This window comes from Mycobacterium sp. UM_CSW, assembly GCF_000455205.1.
In the GTDB taxonomy this organism is placed as follows: domain Bacteria; phylum Actinomycetota; class Actinomycetes; order Mycobacteriales; family Mycobacteriaceae; genus Mycobacterium.
Map to the genome: position 1 here is coordinate 1 of NZ_AUWQ01000102.1, position 15,862 is coordinate 15,862.

Below are 15,862 nucleotides of genomic sequence, written 5' to 3' on the forward strand. Positions count from 1 at the left end.
CGCCGTCGCCGCGGCCGCCGCGGGCCCGGGTCGTGGAACGTGGCGCAGCCGGGCGGTTCGCGCTTATCCAGGCGCTCGGCGCGGGCCTGGTCGGCGCCACGACCCGCAACCCGAACATGGCCGCCACCGCCGTGCTGGTGACCGCCCCCAAGGCCAGCCGGACCACGCCGGAGGCTTTCGCCGCCGCCCTGGGACGCGGGTTGGCCGACCGGCACGCCGTCCTGTCTCTGCGGCCCGACGCGCTGCGCCGCCTGGACCGCGTCGACGCGATCGTCATCGACCCGCGGGTGCTGTGCACCACCGGCATGCGCGTGGCGCGCATCCGCGGCGCCGACGAGCGTGAACTGTCCGCCGCCTGGAACCGCGCCCAGCTGGTGCTGCAGAACAACGGCCAACGGCCGGGCTGGCACCGGGTGCCCGGGATGTCCGCCAGCGAGCCGCACGCGGCGGTCGAGGCGCTTTTCCGTCCCTCCCACGACCCGCTGGCGTCGGCCGTGGTCGCCGAGGCGCACCGCACGGGAGCGGAGCTGGTGTCGGTCGACGTCGACTCCCTGGGCGAGCTGCGCCCCGCGTTCGACGAGATCACCCCGCTCGCCAACGGCTCGATGGACGACGCGCTCGCGCGCGCCGTCGCGGACCTGCAACAGCAAGGTCGAACCGTCGCCTTGCTGTCATCCTCTGGCGCACAAGCGCTTTCGTCGGCCGACGTGGCGCTGGGCGTGCTGCCGCGGCCCGGCGCCGGCCCGCCGCCCTGGAGCGCGGACCTGCTGCTGCCCGACCTCGCGGCCGCCTGGCGGGTGCTGCACGCGCTTCCCGCGGCCAAGGCCGCCACCCAGCGCGGGGTCGGGATTTCGGCCGGCGCGACGGCCATGGGATCGCTGCTGATGATCCCGGGCGTGCGCGGCCTGGGCCCCGGACCGGTGACCACCGGCGCCGCCGCGGGCGCCCTGTCCGGCTACCTGCTGGCCCGCGGGATCATGACGGCGGACCCGCCGCGGCCGGCGGCCGTTCACGAATGGCACGCGATGTCCGTCGAGCAGGTGCGCAAGGCCCTGCCGCCGCCCACAGCTCCGGTGGAAGCCTCGCCCGAAGGGCGAGCCCCCGCCAACCCGAACGCCGTGTGGCAACTCCTCAAGGCCGTGCGCGCCGAGCTGACCGACCCGCTGACCCCGGTGCTGGCGCTCGGGTCGGCGGCCAGCGCGGTGCTCGGTTCCCCCGTCGATGCCGTCCTGGTGTTCTCGGTCTTGACCGGCAACTCGATCCTGGCGGCCAGCCAGCGGCTGCGCGCCGAGAACCGCCTCGATCGCCTGCTGGCACAGCAGATCCCGCCGGCCCGCAGGGTCGACACCGGTCCGGACGGCGAGCGCAGCTACACCGACGTCATCGCGGCGCAGCTGCGGCCCGGCGACATCATCGAGATCCGGACGCACGAGGTGGTGCCCGCCGACGCGCGGATCCTCGAGGAGGTCGACGTCGAGGTCGACGAGTCGACGCTGACCGGCGAGTCGCTGTCGGTGGAGAAGCAGGTCGACGCCACGCCGGGCGCCGACCTCGCCGAGCGTCGCTGCATGCTGTACGCCGGGACCACCGTCGTGGCGGGCACCGCGGTCGCCGTGGTCACCGCGGTCGGCGCCGACACCCAGGAGCGCCGCGCCGCCGAGCTGGTGTCCGGCGACACCGCGTCCGACATCGGCCTGCAGCACCAGCTCAGCCAGCTCACCAACCGGGCCTTCCCCGTCAGCGTCACTGGCGGCGCGCTGGTCGGCGGGCTGGGGATGTTGCGTGGAACGGGCCTGCGCCAGGCGGTGGCCAGCGGCATCGCCATCGCCGTCGCCGCGGTCCCCGAAGGGATGCCCCTGGTGGCGACGCTGGCGCAGTCCGCGTCCGCGCGACGGCTGACCAAGTTCGGCGCGCTGGTCCGCGTTCCGCGATCGGTGGAGGCGCTCGGCCGCATCGACGTCGTCTGCTTCGACAAGACGGGCACGCTGAGCGAGAACCGCCTGCGGGTGGCGGAGGTCCGTCCGGCGCCGGGGCACTCGCCGGAGGAGGTGCTGCGCCATGCGGCGCACGCCGCCCCCGCCGCCAACGGCAGCCCGCAGGCGCACGCCACCGACGCCGCCATCGTCGAGGCGGCGCAGCGTTCGCTCGACGGCTCGGCGCCGACCGGCGAAGCGGACGCGCACCTGCCGTTCCGCTCCGGGCGGTCGTTCTCCGCCTCGGTCACCGGCACGGAGCTGACCGTCAAGGGCGCGCCCGAAGTGGTGCTGGCCGCTTGTGCTAACACCGGCCCGAAGATCCAGAAAGCGGTCGGCGAACTGGCCGCCGGTGGCCTGCGGGTGATCGCGGTGGCGCAGCGCCGGCTGACGGCGCAACAGGCCGAGGCGATCCGCGACGACCCGGACGACATCGCGGACTTCTGCCGCGACGGGCTGACCCTGACCGGGTTCCTCGGCCTGTCCGACACGCCGCGCCCCGAGGCGGTCGACCTGCTGGCGAACCTGCGCCGCCAGGGCGTGGGCATCAAGCTGATCACCGGCGACCACCCCATCACCGCGCTGGCCATCGCCCGGGAGCTGGGCCTATCGGTGACCGACGAGCAGGTGATCAGCGGTTCCGAGTGGGACGCGTTGTCGCGCAAGGACCAAGAGCGCGTCGTGACCGAGCGGGTGATCTTCGCGCGGATGACGCCCGAGAACAAGGTGCAGGTGGTCCAGACGCTGGAGGGCGCCGGCGTGCTGTGCGCGATGGTCGGCGACGGCTCCAACGACGCCGCCGCCATCCGGGCCGCCACCGTCGGCATCGGCGTGGTCGCGGGCGGCAGCGACCCGGCCCACATGGCGGCCGACGTGGTGCTGGTGGACGCCCGCATCGAGGCGCTGGTGCAGGCCATCGAGGAGGGGCGCCAGCTCTGGCAGCGGGTGCAGGCGGCGGTGTCGGTGCTGCTCGGCGGCAACGCCGGCGAGGTGCTGTTCGCCGTCATCGGCAGCGCGATCACCGGCACGTCGCCGCTGAACACCCGGCAGCTGCTGCTGGTGAACATGATGACCGACGCGCTGCCGGCCGCCGCCCTGGCGGTCAGCGAGCCCAGCACCCCGATGGACCCGGGCATTCGGGGCCCCGACCAGCCCGCGCTGTGGCGCGCGGTGGCCATCCGCGGCGTCACCACGGCCGCGGCGACGACGGTGGCGTGGGCGATGGCGAGCGTCACGGGACGCCCGCAGCGGGCCTCCACCGTGGCGCTGGTGGCGCTGGTGGGCGCCGAGCTCGGCCAGACGCTGCTGGACTCTCACGCCCCGCTGGTGGTGCTCACGGCGGTGGGTTCGCTCGGCGCGATGGGGACGCTGATCAGCATCCCGGTGGTCAGCCAGTTGCTTGGCTGCACACCGCTTGGTCCGGTCGGCTGGGGACAAGCTCTGGGCGCCGCCGCCGGGGCGACTGTCGCGATAGCCGTTCTGAACCGGTTTTCGGACGGTTGGGGCAGCCCGCACACGCTGCCACCAGGACCTGACGCGACGACCGGTGAGCCGTCCGATCGGAATGGCGAATCTCAACCACCCCGGCCCGCCAAAGCAGCGCATAAAGTTGCACCAGAGGCACCTTCAGCACCAAAGCGATCGACGAAACCAGCGGATCGGACACGGAGTCGGTCGTCGACATAATTCCGACGGTGGTCGGAGTACTCGGCGGGGCGGCAAACCCTTCGTTACCGAAAGGCGAATCATGGCCGAAAAGAAATCGCGCAAGGGGACCTCGCAGAGCGAAGCCGTGCAGAAGATCCGCGAGGGCGAAACGTTCGTGGTGAACGTGCCGGTGGTGGGTCAGGTGGAGATTCCGCGGCCCGAGCAGCTGGCCTATTACGGCGGCCTGGCGGCCCTGGCGGCGTTCGAACTCATCGACTGGCCCGTCGCCCTGGTCATCGCCGCCGGCCACGTGCTCGCGAGCAACCACCACAACCGGCTCCTCGAGGAGCTCGGCGAGGCGATGGAAGAGGTCTAGCCGACTAGCCGCTCACCGCGTTATCGAACTCCAGCGTGACCCGGGTGCCGCCCGGGGTGCGGACGGTGGCGACGCGGTCGGCCAGCCCACCGATCAGGGTGAGCCCGCGCCCGCGCCGGCGGCTGCGCAGGCTGGCGGACGAATCGCCGGCCCAGCTCCCGGTGTCGCTGACGGTGACCGCGACCGTCTCCCCGTGCAGGAAGGCCTCGACGGAGACGGTCCGGCGCGCCTCGCAGCGGCTGCCGTGCTCGATGGCGTTGGTGACCGCCTCGCCCGTCGCCAGCAGGATGTCCTCCTCGCGGTGCGGCGCCGCCGCGATGCTGTCCAGCCAGCCCCGCAGCTGGCGGCGCGCGACGGGGATCTGCGCCGGCACCGCCGGCAGCACGGTGGCGAAGCTGCGCGCGGCCGCGTGGCTCGGGCGCAGCGCGAGCACCACCACGTCGTCGCGGTAACCCCCCGGCGGGGTCATGCACGCCAGCAGTTCGGCACACACCGATTCGACCGGCAAGCCGGCGCAATCGGCGGCCGCGGCCTTCAGGCGGGCGAACCCCTGGTCGAGCGTCTCCCCGGCCCGCTCGATCAGTCCGTCGGTATAGAGCAGGAGCAGGCTTCCCGGTGCCAGCTCGGTCGTTGCGGTGACGTTGTCCGGGCCGTTATCCGGGCCGCTCTCCCGGATCGCCACCGGGGGCCGCCGCCCCGACTCGAGGTAGACCGGGTCCCCGTCGGGGGGAATGACTAGCGGGTAGGGATGGCCGGCGCAGCTGTAGCTGACGGTGGCGCCGCCGCCGTCCGTGGCCCCGATGTCGACGAGCGCGTAAGCCACCGTCGCGCAGCGGGCGCCCGTGACGCTGGCGGCGTACCGGTCCAACGCGCCCAGCACTGCGGCCGGCTCGGCCGCGCTGAGCGCCGAGGCGGCAACCGCGGCGCGCAGCCTGCTCATCACGATCGCGGCGGCCAAGCCGTGCCCGACGACGTCGCCGACCGAAATGCCGATCTGGCCGGCGCGCCCCAGCGGGGTGACCGAGTACCAGTCGCCGCCGACGCGCATCGCCTCCCCGGCCGGCTGGTACACCGCCGCCACGACGGCCGCGGTCGATCCGCGATCCAAGTCGAGCAGGTGCTCCTGGAAGTCGACGGCGATCCGGTGCTCGCGCGCCATGATGCGCACCCGGTCCACCGCCGACTGAGTGAGGGCCGCCATCCGGCGGAACCTGTCGAGTTCGGCGGCGCTGAACCGGCGCGGCGTGGGCCACAGCAGCGCCAGCACGCCGACGACGCGACCGCCGTTGTCCCGCAACGGATGAGCGACACAGGCGCGGACGCTCGCCGCCGTGTCGCGCACCGCGTGCTCGTAGCGCGGGGGCAGGTCGAAGGTGTCGCCGATGACCATCGGCTCGCCGCTGTTCACGACGTCGACCCCGACCAGTGGGGCGTCGAGCGCGGCGACGTGGTAGCGGTCGCGCACCTCCGCGGGCACGTCGCCTGCGTACTCGAACCGGAGGTGGCGCTCGCCGTCGAACAACCCGATCGTCACGGCGGCGGCATCCCCCGGGCCCGAGCAGGTGTCGATCAGCGCGCGCAGTATTCCGGCCACCGAGTCGGTGGCCTGCAGAGCGGCGTCGAGCTGCACCAGGTCGAGCTGGGCCTCGCGGAGCTGGCGGTCCCGCTCGCGGCCGACCGCGGACAACCGGGACGCCACCCGGTCGACCAGCTCCTGCGACCGGAAGGGTTTGGGCAGGTAGTCGTCGGCCCCGCCGGCGAAGCCCTCGTCGACGGCCTCCGGGCCGGCCCGCGCCGACAGCATCAGCACCGGCGTCGCAGCCAGCGCAGGGTCCGCGCGAATCGCCGCGACCAGGTCGAAGCCGCTGAGGCCCGGCATCATCACGTCGGTCACGATCGCGTCCGGGCGCAGCTCCCTCGTCGCGGCCAGCGCCGACTCCCCGTCGGCCACCAAAACCGTTTGCCAATGCGGCGATAGCACCCGCTCCAGGTGGGCCCGCATGTCGGCGTTGTCGTCGGCCACCAACACCAGTTGCCGCGGCGGGTCCTGGGCGGCGGCGGCCGGATCCGCGACGGCCGTCAGCCACTGCTGCGCCTCGGCCACGTAGGGGTTGCTCACGTCCGGCGCGCCCGCGGGGATCTGCTCGACCGGTGCGTCGGCGACCGACCGCGGCAGCCGGATGGTGACGGTGGTTCCGCGATCCGGTTCGCTCTCGATCTCCACCGTTCCGCGTTGCAGCTCGACGAGCCCGCGCACCAGCGACAGCCCGATGCCGGCGCCCTCCACACTGCGGCCGCGGATGTTGTCGGCCCGGTAGAAGCGTTCGAACAGGCGGTCCAGGTCCTCCGGCGCGATGCCAACCCCGGTGTCCCGCAATGCGATTCGACAACCCTCGCCCTCGGCGCGCACCTCGATCGTGATCGATCCGCGCAGCGTGTACTTGACGGCGTTGGAGAGCAGGTTGAGCACGATGGTTTCCCACATGCCCGGATCGACGTCGGCAAGCACCGGGCCGCAGTCCAACACGAGCTCCAGGCCCGCCCGCCGGCACAGCTCGGTGAACGACGACGCGATGTGCTCGGTGAGCGCGCCGACGTCGGTGCAGACCAGGTTCGCGTTCGCCCGGCCAGCCTCGATGCGGGAGAAATCGAGCAACGAGTCGACCAGGCGCTGCAGGCGCCGCGCGTTGCGCCCCGCGGTGGTCAGGCGATCCGCCAGCACGCTTTCGGGCGGCGCGTCGGACAGCGCGTCCTCGAGCGGTCCAAGCAAAAGGGTTAGCGGCGTGCGGAATTCGTGGCTGACGTTGGTCAGAAAAGCCGTCTTGGCGCGGTCCAGCTCGGCCAGCGCGTCGGCCCGCAGCCGCTGCTGTTCGTAGGACGCTATCCGCGCGAACGTCGACGACAGCTGGTCGGCCAACAGCTGACAGAAGCCGCGGTATTGGTCGTCGAGCGGGCAGCGCGGATTGACGCCGACGACCAATGCCCCGGCGGCGGAGCCCTCGCCCAGCGGCAACACCAGCGCCCGCTCCGGACAGTCCGCACCGAGGATCGCCTCGAGCCCCGACAGCGCCGCCCCGACGTCATCGGTGAACGTCCGAAGCGATCGCGGCAGGACCGGCAGCACCGACGCCGTCGCGCCGCGCAGCGCGACGTCGCCGTCGGCGTCGGCGCCGTAGACGGCGATGAACGGCAGGTCCGCGGGCTGGGCCGCACACACCGCGACGGCCGCGCCGACGGCGTCGTCGATGCTCTGCGTTTTGATGACGGCGGCGGCCAGGTCGTTGAGCAGGCGCAGGCGCCGCTCCCCCAGCACCCGCTCGGTCGTTTCGTTCACCGCGCAAAAAATCCCGGAGACGTCGCCGCCGTCGCCGATCAACGGGCCGTAGGTGAAGGTGAAATACCGATCCAGCCGCCGGCCTTCGACCACCATCGTCAGCAGCAGGTCGTCGGACCAGGTGGCCTTGCCCGTCTCGACGACGCTCGCCAGCATGGGCGAGATCGATTCCCAGATGTCCCACCACACTTCCCGGCCGGGCCGGCCGAGCGCGGACGGGTGCTTGTCGGCCAGCGCCGATATGTAGGCGTCGTTGTAGACCAGGAACAACTCCTGCGCCCCGAGCCACAGCACGATCGGGAATCGCGACGTCAGCGCCGTTACCGCTGCCGCGCGGAATTCGGCCGGCCACTGTTGCGGCGGACCCAAAGGGTGCGCTTCCCAGTCGAACTCGGCAAACCGGCGGCCCATCTCGCCGCCCAGGGCGACCGCGGCCGCGAGGTCGGCCGGCAGCGGGTTCATTGCCGGCGGTCGCGTTGCAGGGCGTCGGAAAGCGTCGGATAGATCTCCAGGATGCGATCGAGCTCGGTCACCTGGATCGGTCGAAGAACCTGGTCGTTGTCCGCGACCAGTCGCACAGAGGTGCCGGTTTCCTTGCCACCTTCGTGGCAGTCGAGGACAGCGTTCAACGCCGCGCTTCCGAAGAAGGTCACCGGTTGCAGGTCGACGATCACTAACCGGGCCGGGTGCTTCGCGGCCACCTGCAGCGCGGCGACCAGGTGGGGCGTGAGCTGGTCGACGGTGCTGGAATCGACATCGCCTTTGACCCGAACGAGTACAGCGTCCTCGCGGGCCTCGTGGTCAACCGCCAACAATTCCATGCCTTTCACCGCCTCGAACACTCCGAATCCCTTCCCTGGGCGTCACTGCAGCGCCCCGAATATGCAGCATGCCCAGGAAAGAATGTTTCGAAGCCTAGCTATTACCCGGACGGCTCCGCGGGAATCCGTTCGTGCACCGTCAGCAGCAAATGGTCGAACTGATTTTGGGCCGAGGCGGTCGGTACGGGCAACGTCACGACCTCGGTCAGTAATTGCTTCGCCAGGGAGCGCAGCTTCACATTGGTCTCCTGCGAGCGCCACTGCAGCACGCGAAATGCCTGCTCGGCGCTGACCCGGTAGACGTACATCAGCACGCCCTTGGCCTGTTCGATGGCCGCGCGGTTCTCGAACAGGTCGGGCAGCGCCTCGTCGAGCACTTCCTGCCGCGCCTCGTTGAAGGTGTTGGCGAGATCGATGTAATACCCCGCCGTGCCCAGCACCGCGCCGGAGTCGTCCAGCATGCGGTCGGCCACCACGATCGCGTCGTGCACGTTGCCCGCGGTGTCGAGGAACCGGTGACGGCTCGAGAACGACTCCTCGGACTGCAGCGCGTAGTCCAGCAGGTCCTGGACATGGGCACGGTCATCAGGATGCTTGTGCGACAGCAGCAGTTTGGTCGTCGGCTCCACTTCCCCGGGTTCGTAACCGTGCATCCTGGCCACTTCGTCGGACCATTCCCAGCGCTGGCCGACGAACCAGAAGCGGAAGGCCCCGACGTTCAGGTACCTGCTCGCGGCCGCGGCCGCTCCGACCGGCTGCGTCGGGCTCTCGGCGGGTTGCACGTTTGCATCCTCCCACCCGGTGGGTACTCCCGGCTACCGCCCAGGGGGTAACGTCGCGGGCGGACCCATCCACAACACGCGGGAGCGCACGCCGAGTGCGCTGAGAGGACGGCTCGGGGCCGTCGACCGTACGAACCTGACCGGGTAATGCCGGCGTAGGGAGCACAAAATGACCGACACCCTGTCAACAGCGGCGCCGTCCGTCACCACCGGACCCATCGCGGGCAGCAGCAAGGCCTATCGCGAGCTGGAGGGGGTGCCCGGCGCGCGCGTGCCCTTCCGGCGCGTCAACCTCTCCACCGGGGACCACTTCGATCTCTACGACACCTCCGGGCCCTACACCGACCCGGACGCGGTGATCGACCTGACGGCCGGGCTGCCGGCGCGGCCCGGCGTGGTCCGCGACCGCGGCACCCAGCTGCAGCGGGCCCGGGCCGGCGAGATCACGGCCGAGATGGCGTTCATCGCCGCCCGCGAGGGCGTGGCCGCCGAACTGGTGCGCGACGAGGTCGCTCGCGGCCGCGCGGTGATCCCGGCCAACCACAACCACCCCGAGAGCGAGCCGATGATCATCGGCAAGGCGTTCGCGGTCAAGGTCAATGCCAACATCGGCAATTCGGCGGTGACGTCGTCGATCGCCGAAGAGGTCGACAAGATGGTGTGGGCCACCCGCTGGGGTGCCGACACCATCATGGACCTGTCCACGGGCAAGAACATTCACGAGACCCGCGAGTGGATCCTGCGCAATTCGCCGGTGCCGGTGGGCACCGTGCCGATCTATCAGGCGCTGGAGAAGGTCAACGGCGATCCGACCCAGTTGACCTGGGAGATCTACCGCGACACCGTGATCGAGCAGTGCGAGCAGGGCGTGGACTACATGACCGTGCACGCCGGCGTGCTGCTGCGGTATGTGCCGCTGACCGCCAAGCGGGTCACCGGGATCGTGTCGCGCGGCGGGTCGATCATGGCGGCCTGGTGTCTGGCCCATCACCAGGAGTCGTTCCTGTACACGAACTTTGCCGAATTGTGTGAGATCTTCGCGCGCTACGACGTCACCTTCTCCCTCGGCGACGGGTTGCGGCCGGGTTCGATCGCCGACGCCAACGACGCCGCCCAGTTCGCCGAGCTGCGCACCCTGGGCGAGCTGACCAAAATCGCGAAAGCCCATGGCGCACAGGTGATGATCGAGGGCCCCGGGCACATCCCGATGCACAAGATCGTCGAGAACGTGCGGCTGGAAGAGGAGCTGTGCGAGGAGGCCCCGTTCTACACGCTGGGTCCCCTGGCGACCGATATCGCACCGGCCTACGACCACATCACGTCAGCGATCGGCGCGGCGATCATCGCCCAGGCCGGCACCGCGATGCTGTGCTACGTGACGCCCAAGGAGCACCTGGGGCTGCCGGACCGCAAGGACGTCAAGGACGGCGTGATCGCCTACAAGATCGCCGCCCACTCCGCCGATTTGGCCAAGGGGCACCCGCGCGCGCAGGAGCGCGACGACGAGCTGTCCAAGGCGCGCTTCGAGTTCCGCTGGCACGACCAGTTCGCACTGTCGCTGGACCCCGACACCGCGCGGGAATACCACGACGAGACCCTGCCCGCCGAACCCGCCAAGACCGCGCACTTCTGCTCGATGTGCGGGCCGAAGTTCTGCTCGATGCGCATCACGCAGGACGTCCGGGACTATGCCGCCGCGCACGGCCTCGACAGCGAGGAGGCGATCGAGGCCGCGATGGCCGAGAAGTCACAGGAGTTCGCCGAGCACGGCAATCGGGTGTATCTGCCGATCACGCAGTGAATTTCCTGCCCTTGGCCGCGCCCGGCGCCACGCCGTTGCGCGTGCTGACCATCGCCGGCTCGGACTCGGGGGGCGGCGCGGGCATCCAGGCCGACATGCGCACCATGGCGCTGCTGGGCGTGCACGCCTGCGTGGCGGTCACCGCGGTTACCGTGCAGAACACGTTGGGAGTCAAGAGCTTTCACGAGGTGCCCGGCGACGTCGTCGCCGATCAGATCGAGGCCGTGGTCACCGACATCGGCATCCAGGCCGCCAAGACCGGGATGCTGGCGTCCTCGGCCATCATCGCGGCGGTGGCCGCCACCTGGCGCCGGCTGGGCCTGACGGTGCCACTCGTCGTCGACCCGGTGTGCGCGTCCATGCACGGCGACGCGCTGCTGGCGGCGTCGGCCCTGGATTCACTGCGCGGCCAACTATTTCCGCTCGCCACGCTGGTGACGCCGAACCTGGACGAAGTGCGGCTGCTGGTGGGCGTCGACGTCGTGGATGCGGGGTCGCAGCGGGAGGCGGCCAAGGCGCTGCACGCGCTGGGCCCGCGCTGGGTGCTGGTCAAGGGCGGCCACCTGCGCTCGTCGGACCGCAGCTGCGACTTGCTCTATGACGGCGCCGAGTTCCACGAGTTCGACTCGCAGCGCTTGCCCACCGGCAACGACCACGGCGGCGGTGACACACTGGCGACCGCCGTCGCGTGCGCGCTGGCGCACGGCTTCACCGTGCCCGACGCGGTCGAGTTTGGCAAGCGCTGGGTCACCGAATCCCTGCGCGCCGCCTACCCGTTGGGCGCCGGCCACGGACCCGTCTCGCCGCTGTTTCGGCTCACATGATTGCCCGCCTTCTCCTCGGTCCGTTCCGGACCGCATCGTCGGCGGGCGCATGAACCTCGAGGCGATCGCGGGCGTCGCACACGAACCCGACGGAGCACCGGCCGGTGTCGTGGTGTTGACACACGGCGCCGGCAGCGACCGGGACTCGCTTCTGCTGCAACAGGTCTGCGACGAGTGGGCGCGGCGCGGCTGGCTCGCGGTGCGCTACAACCTGCCCTACCGCCGGCGCCGGCCCAAGGGGCCGCCGTCCGGTTCCGCGGCCGGCGACCGCGCGGGCATCGTCGAGGCGATCACGTTGTGCCGCAGCCTATCCGGCGGCCCCCTGATCGCCGGCGGTCACTCCTACGGCGGGCGGCAGACGTCCATGGTCGTGGCCGAGGGCGAGGTTGCGGTGGACGTGCTGACGCTGTTCTCGTATCCGGTTCATCCCCCGGGGAAGCCGGACCGTCCCCGCACCGAGCACCTTCGGAACATCCGGGTGCCCACCGTGTTCACCCACGGGACGTCCGACCCGTTCGGCACGCCCGACGAACTGCGCGCCGCCGCCGCGCTGATCACCGCGCCGACCGAGGTCGTCGAGATCACCGGCGCGCGCCACGACCTGCGCTCCAAGACCCTCGACGTGCCCGCCCTCGCGATCGAGGCCGCGCTCCGGCTGGTTCGATTAGCATAATCCCCAACAATGTTGGAAAAACTTCGACGAGTGCTCGAATACCGGCTGAGCATCGCCCAGCTGATGGCCATCGCGCTCATCCTCGGCACCCCCTACCTGCTGGTGGGAACCATCTGGTCGACGACCCACACCGAGCATCTGCATCAGATGCACGGCATCGACCTGGCGGTGTCCTTCCTGGGGTCGATCGTGTCGTGGCCGGTCCTGCTCTTCGCCAACGTCTGCATGACGTGACGCATTTAGTCAGTTGAAACTGGACAGTTTCAACTGACTAATTTAGGGTGGTGTCATGGACGGCATCGGTGACTCGGCCGTAGCGGCCGCCCGCGATCTGCGGGTGCTGTTCAGCCGGCTGCGACGCCGGCTGCGGAGTCTGGGGGTCGACGAGGACCTCACGCCGTCCCAGACCGCGGTGCTCACCCGGCTCTGGAAAGAGGGCGCGTCGTCGGCCAGCGCGCTGGCCGACGCCGAAGGGGTGCGACCGCAGTCGATGGCCACGATCGTGGCCGCGCTCGAGCAACGTGGGCTCATCCAGCGCACGCCGGACCCCGAAGACGGGCGACGCCAGGTGATTTCGTTGACCGCCACGGGCCGGCGGCGCGCCGAGAGCGATCGTCGGGTGCGGGAGGAGTGGCTGGCGCGCGCCATCCAGGAGCGGTATTCCGAACGGGAACGCCGCGTCATCCTCGATGCGCTGTCGCTGCTCGAGCGTCTGACCGAATGACGAAAGAGGGGAAACTGCAATGGAATTCGCCGTTCACTTCATCGACTTCCTGCCGGGCGATCCGGCGAGGCTGGGTCCGACGCTGGCCGACGCGGCCAAGGCCGCCGAGCAGGGCGGCGCCACGCTGTTCACCCTGGCCGACCATTTCTTCCAGATGGAACAGGTTGGGCGAGCTGAGGATCCATTCCTCGAGGGCTACACCTCGCTAGGCTTCCTGGCCGGGCAGACCACGACGATCGAGCTGGCCCTGCTGGTCACCGGGGTCACCTATCGCTACCCAGGCGTGCTGGCCAAGACGGTGACGACGCTGGACGTGCTGTCGGCGGGCCGGTCGATGCTGGGCCTGGGCGCGGCGTGGTACGACCGCGAGCACATCGCCCTCGGCATTCCGTATCCGCCGCTGAGCACACGGTTCGAGATGCTGGAGGAGACGTTGCAGATCTGCCTGCAGATGTGGAGCGACAACGACGGCCCGTACGACGGCACCCACTACCAGCTGGCCGAGACAATCTGTGTGCCGCAACCGATTCGGCGGCCCCCGATCCTGATCGGCGGCGACGGCGAGAAGAAGACGCTGCGGCTGGTGGCGCAATATGCCGACGTCTGGAACAGCACGACGAGCGATGTCGAGGCACTCAAGCACAAGGTCGACGTGCTGAACCGCCACTGCGACGCGGCCGGCAGAGATCCCGGCGAGATCCGCAAAACGGTCGGCTTTTTCGACGACCCCTTCGCGGACACCGACGCGTACCTGAAGACGGTCGAGCGGTGCGCCGAGCTTGGCTTCGAGATGATCAACACGGGTCCCGTGCCCGGCAACCCCGACCCTGTCGGCTTCATCCGCCGGTTCGGCGACGAGGTGGCGCCCAGGATCGCCGAAATCGCCTGAGGCTAGCCAGGATAGCGCGAGTAGCAGGCGTCCATATTGCCGGCGACGCCGCCGCGGAAGGCCGCGATCCGGGTGAACCCGGCCGGCACGCTGGTGCCGTCGGCGTCGCTGGCGACCAGGTGGTTGATCAGCAGGCCGGAGACGGCCTCGTCGAGATCACCGGCCGTCAGCACGAGTTGCTTCTGGGACGCCAGCTCGATCGGTTCGGCCATCTTGCGATGCACGACGCCGGTCAGGCACGCGGTGCGCAGCGCGGTCCAGGGGCTCTGCATCGCCAGGCCGCGTTCGTGCTGCACCGCCAGGGCGTACCTGGACATCACCATCGACAGCGCGGTGTCGTCGCCCTGCGGCAGCGTGCGCTCGCTCTCGGCGGCCACCTTGCCGGCCTGCGCCAACCCGGGCAGGTCGACGACGATGGTGTTGGTGGCCGGGCAGTAAGACGCGGGCGGGCTGGGCTTCGCGTCGGGGCAGTCGGCCGGCTTGTACGACAGCGTCGGTGGACTCTTGGGGGAGAAGATCTTCCCCAAGAGTTCCATCAGCGTCGACAACGTGTCTTCGTTGATCGGGACCTCACCGGTCTCGGGATCCCCGCTGGAGTCGGTCCGAAGGGCGGTCGGCAGGTCGCCGCGACGCTGGGCGATTTCCTGCTTGTTGATCGCCGCGCACGCCGAGGCGCCGTTGATGAAGCCCATCTGGAAGGCGCTGATCCGGTCCAGCGCCGACCCGTGTTCGTCGTCGTTGGTGGTGTCGGCGTCCAGAACCGGGTCCCGGGTGGTGATGATCCCGGCCAGCACGTGGTCGAGGCCGTCGGCCGTGCTCAGCGTGAAGCGCGGCGACTTGCCGTCCGCCACCCAGTACATGTAGACGCCGGCGAAGCAATCGGCCTGCTGTTCGCGGACGATGGTCGGGTCCGTTCGGGTCACCAATTTCGCCATCTGCTGCAATGCATGCCCGAATTCGTGTGCCAACACACCGTTCACGGACATGTCACCGAAATAGCGTTGCGCGACGGCCATGAACACCCCGCGGTCCCAGGCGATGAGGTTGCAGCGGGACGTGAAAAAGGCGTTGACGAGCTTATAGGTTTCGCTATGGCAAACGATCGGGCTATTCGGATTGTCGGAGTCGTAGGACACCATCTTGGCGACCGGGATGAAAGTACCTTTCAGCGATTCGCTGTACACCGACTTCCAGTAGTCCTCGATGTCGTTGATGGACAGCAGGGACAGCTTGTCGATCGGCCCGTTGTCGGTGTTGATCACCGTGCCGGTGGGGTCCGGCGCGTTCGCGCGGATCCCGCTGGGACCGCTGGTCGCGGGCAGGCCGCCCACCCGGAACGGGTCGTTGAGCATCGACAGCGCCCGCCCGTCGACCATCGTGGTGCAGCCCGCCACCACGAGCACGACGCCTGCGCAGGCGATTGCCGCCTTCAGACGTCGTCTCCGCCCGCGCACATTCATGACAAACCTCATCCCGACCGGGCTGCAAGGCAGCATCAAAGGGATCTCATTCTAGATGCCCTGGCTAACTCTGACAGCCCAAATTTCTTCGGGCCGGGCGGTATTCACCCGGTAAATTGCCGGTGCCCCGATGATCCCTTAAAAGGGCGGCGGTTCTTCGACGTCGGCCGGTGGGGCTGGCCCGACGTAACTCCAGGCTTCGGGTGGGCGGGCTTCGCGGGCTTGGCGGTTGTGTCGGCGTTCGGTAGCTATGCGCGCGGCGTGGTTTTGGGCGCGAGTCTTGGAGCGCAACGGCATCCTCGCGGTGCGCTCCCCGCGGCGCTCGGCCGGGGTGACCCGGTGGCATGACCGGGTCGGTGCGCACAGGCTGGGGAACAGCAGGGCGCTGCCCGGGGTGGTCACATAGGTGTGCCCGCCTGGAAGCCGCCAGATGACCGTGCCGTCGGGCAGCTGTGTGTCCTGCCAGCCCCAAAAGGTCTTCAGCAGATGATGCAGGCGGCAAAGGCATTTGAGGTTCGACGCGTGGGTTGCCCCGCCGTCGGCGTAGGGGATGGTGTG

At 70.1% G+C, this 15,862-nt stretch carries 12 protein-coding genes, 2 pseudogenes and 1 riboswitch; of the genes and pseudogenes, 8 read left to right on the forward strand and 6 right to left on the reverse strand.

Annotated elements, in window-relative coordinates:
- A pseudogene (locus tag N415_RS26340) lies at positions 1-3,530 on the forward strand (cation-translocating P-type ATPase); the annotation flags it as partial.
- A 52-nt stretch (positions 3,531-3,582) separates the two neighbouring features.
- On the opposite strand, the pseudogene N415_RS32975 reads toward N415_RS26340, so the two are convergent.
- A pseudogene (locus N415_RS32975) lies at positions 3,583-3,657 on the reverse strand (hypothetical protein); the annotation flags it as partial.
- 63 nt (positions 3,658-3,720) lie between these two features.
- Here N415_RS32975 and N415_RS26345 point away from each other — a divergent pair.
- Positions 3,721-3,996: a hypothetical protein gene (locus N415_RS26345; RefSeq protein ID WP_152531587.1), complete on the forward strand. Its 276-nt coding sequence runs from the start codon at positions 3,721-3,723 to the stop codon at positions 3,994-3,996.
- 4 nt (positions 3,997-4,000) lie between these two features.
- On the opposite strand, the gene N415_RS26350 is transcribed toward N415_RS26345, so the two are convergent.
- The 3 genes from N415_RS26350 to N415_RS26360 form a co-directional block, all read right to left on the reverse strand.
- Positions 4,001-7,792, reverse strand: coding sequence for a SpoIIE family protein phosphatase (locus N415_RS26350; RefSeq protein WP_068188025.1), 3,792 nt, complete (start codon positions 7,790-7,792; stop codon positions 4,001-4,003).
- Complete coding sequence (locus tag N415_RS26355; RefSeq protein ID WP_068188042.1) at positions 7,789-8,151, reverse strand: STAS domain-containing protein; 363 nt, start codon at positions 8,149-8,151, stop codon at positions 7,789-7,791. The genes N415_RS26350 and N415_RS26355 overlap by 4 nt, the downstream gene beginning before the upstream one ends.
- Positions 8,152-8,252: 101 nt before the next feature.
- Positions 8,253-8,933: a PAS and ANTAR domain-containing protein gene (locus tag N415_RS26360; RefSeq protein WP_068188026.1), complete on the reverse strand. Its 681-nt coding sequence runs from the start codon at positions 8,931-8,933 to the stop codon at positions 8,253-8,255.
- A 68-nt stretch (positions 8,934-9,001) separates the two neighbouring features.
- Positions 9,002-9,112, forward strand: a riboswitch (TPP riboswitch).
- Between N415_RS26360 and thiC the strand changes: the two genes are divergently transcribed.
- The 6 genes from thiC (at position 9,103) to N415_RS26390 (ending at position 13,844) form a co-directional block, all read left to right on the forward strand.
- On the forward strand, positions 9,103-10,734 hold the full coding sequence (gene thiC, locus N415_RS26365; RefSeq protein WP_068188044.1) for a phosphomethylpyrimidine synthase ThiC: 1,632 nt from the start codon (positions 9,103-9,105) through the stop codon (positions 10,732-10,734). (Overlaps the previous riboswitch by 10 nt.)
- The gene (thiD, locus tag N415_RS26370; RefSeq protein ID WP_068188032.1) at positions 10,731-11,558 is read left to right on the forward strand and encodes a bifunctional hydroxymethylpyrimidine kinase/phosphomethylpyrimidine kinase; all 828 of its coding nucleotides are present in this window, start codon (positions 10,731-10,733) and stop codon (positions 11,556-11,558) included. The genes thiC and thiD overlap by 4 nt, the downstream gene beginning before the upstream one ends.
- Positions 11,559-11,607: 49 nt before the next feature.
- A complete protein-coding gene (locus tag N415_RS26375) occupies positions 11,608-12,231 on the forward strand; it encodes an alpha/beta family hydrolase (RefSeq protein WP_068188034.1) in 624 nt (207 codons plus the stop codon).
- 9 nt (positions 12,232-12,240) lie between these two features.
- Positions 12,241-12,465, forward strand: a complete 225-nt coding sequence (locus tag N415_RS26380; RefSeq protein ID WP_068188036.1) for a hypothetical protein — start codon at positions 12,241-12,243, stop codon at positions 12,463-12,465.
- Positions 12,466-12,520: 55 nt separating this feature from the next.
- On the forward strand, positions 12,521-12,955 hold the full coding sequence (locus N415_RS26385) for a MarR family transcriptional regulator (RefSeq protein WP_068188038.1): 435 nt from the start codon (positions 12,521-12,523) through the stop codon (positions 12,953-12,955).
- Between the two features lie 19 nt (positions 12,956-12,974).
- Positions 12,975-13,844, forward strand: coding sequence for an LLM class F420-dependent oxidoreductase (locus N415_RS26390; RefSeq protein WP_068188040.1), 870 nt, complete (start codon positions 12,975-12,977; stop codon positions 13,842-13,844).
- 2 nt (positions 13,845-13,846) lie between these two features.
- Here the strand turns inward: N415_RS26390 and N415_RS26395 are convergent, their stop codons facing one another.
- Both N415_RS26395 and N415_RS31060 read right to left on the reverse strand, forming a co-directional pair.
- Complete coding sequence (locus N415_RS26395; RefSeq protein WP_068188046.1) at positions 13,847-15,304, reverse strand: peptidase; 1,458 nt, start codon at positions 15,302-15,304, stop codon at positions 13,847-13,849.
- Positions 15,305-15,442: 138 nt separating this feature from the next.
- Positions 15,443-15,862, reverse strand: a 420-nt coding sequence (locus N415_RS31060) for an HNH endonuclease signature motif containing protein (protein ID WP_161630356.1), incomplete at its 5' end; no start/stop codon positions are given.

What these genes read in the sequence shown, in the direction of transcription:
- N415_RS26345 (WP_152531587.1), top strand. Translation starts at nt 3,721, where the DNA reads ATGGCCGAAAAGAAATCGCGCAAGGGGACCTCGCAGAGCGAAGCCGTG.
- N415_RS26350 (WP_068188025.1), bottom strand. Translation starts at nt 7,792, where the DNA reads ATGAACCCGCTGCCGGCCGACCTCGCGGCCGCGGTCGCCCTGGGCGGC.
- N415_RS26355 (WP_068188042.1), bottom strand. Translation starts at nt 8,151, where the DNA reads ATGGAATTGTTGGCGGTTGACCACGAGGCCCGCGAGGACGCTGTACTC.
- thiC (WP_068188044.1), top strand. Translation starts at nt 9,103, where the DNA reads ATGACCGACACCCTGTCAACAGCGGCGCCGTCCGTCACCACCGGACCC.
- N415_RS26375 (WP_068188034.1), top strand. Translation starts at nt 11,608, where the DNA reads ATGAACCTCGAGGCGATCGCGGGCGTCGCACACGAACCCGACGGAGCA.
- N415_RS26380 (WP_068188036.1), top strand. Translation starts at nt 12,241, where the DNA reads ATGTTGGAAAAACTTCGACGAGTGCTCGAATACCGGCTGAGCATCGCC.
- N415_RS26385 (WP_068188038.1), top strand. Translation starts at nt 12,521, where the DNA reads ATGGACGGCATCGGTGACTCGGCCGTAGCGGCCGCCCGCGATCTGCGG.
- N415_RS26390 (WP_068188040.1), top strand. Translation starts at nt 12,975, where the DNA reads ATGGAATTCGCCGTTCACTTCATCGACTTCCTGCCGGGCGATCCGGCG.
- N415_RS26395 (WP_068188046.1), bottom strand. Translation starts at nt 15,304, where the DNA reads ATGAATGTGCGCGGGCGGAGACGACGTCTGAAGGCGGCAATCGCCTGC.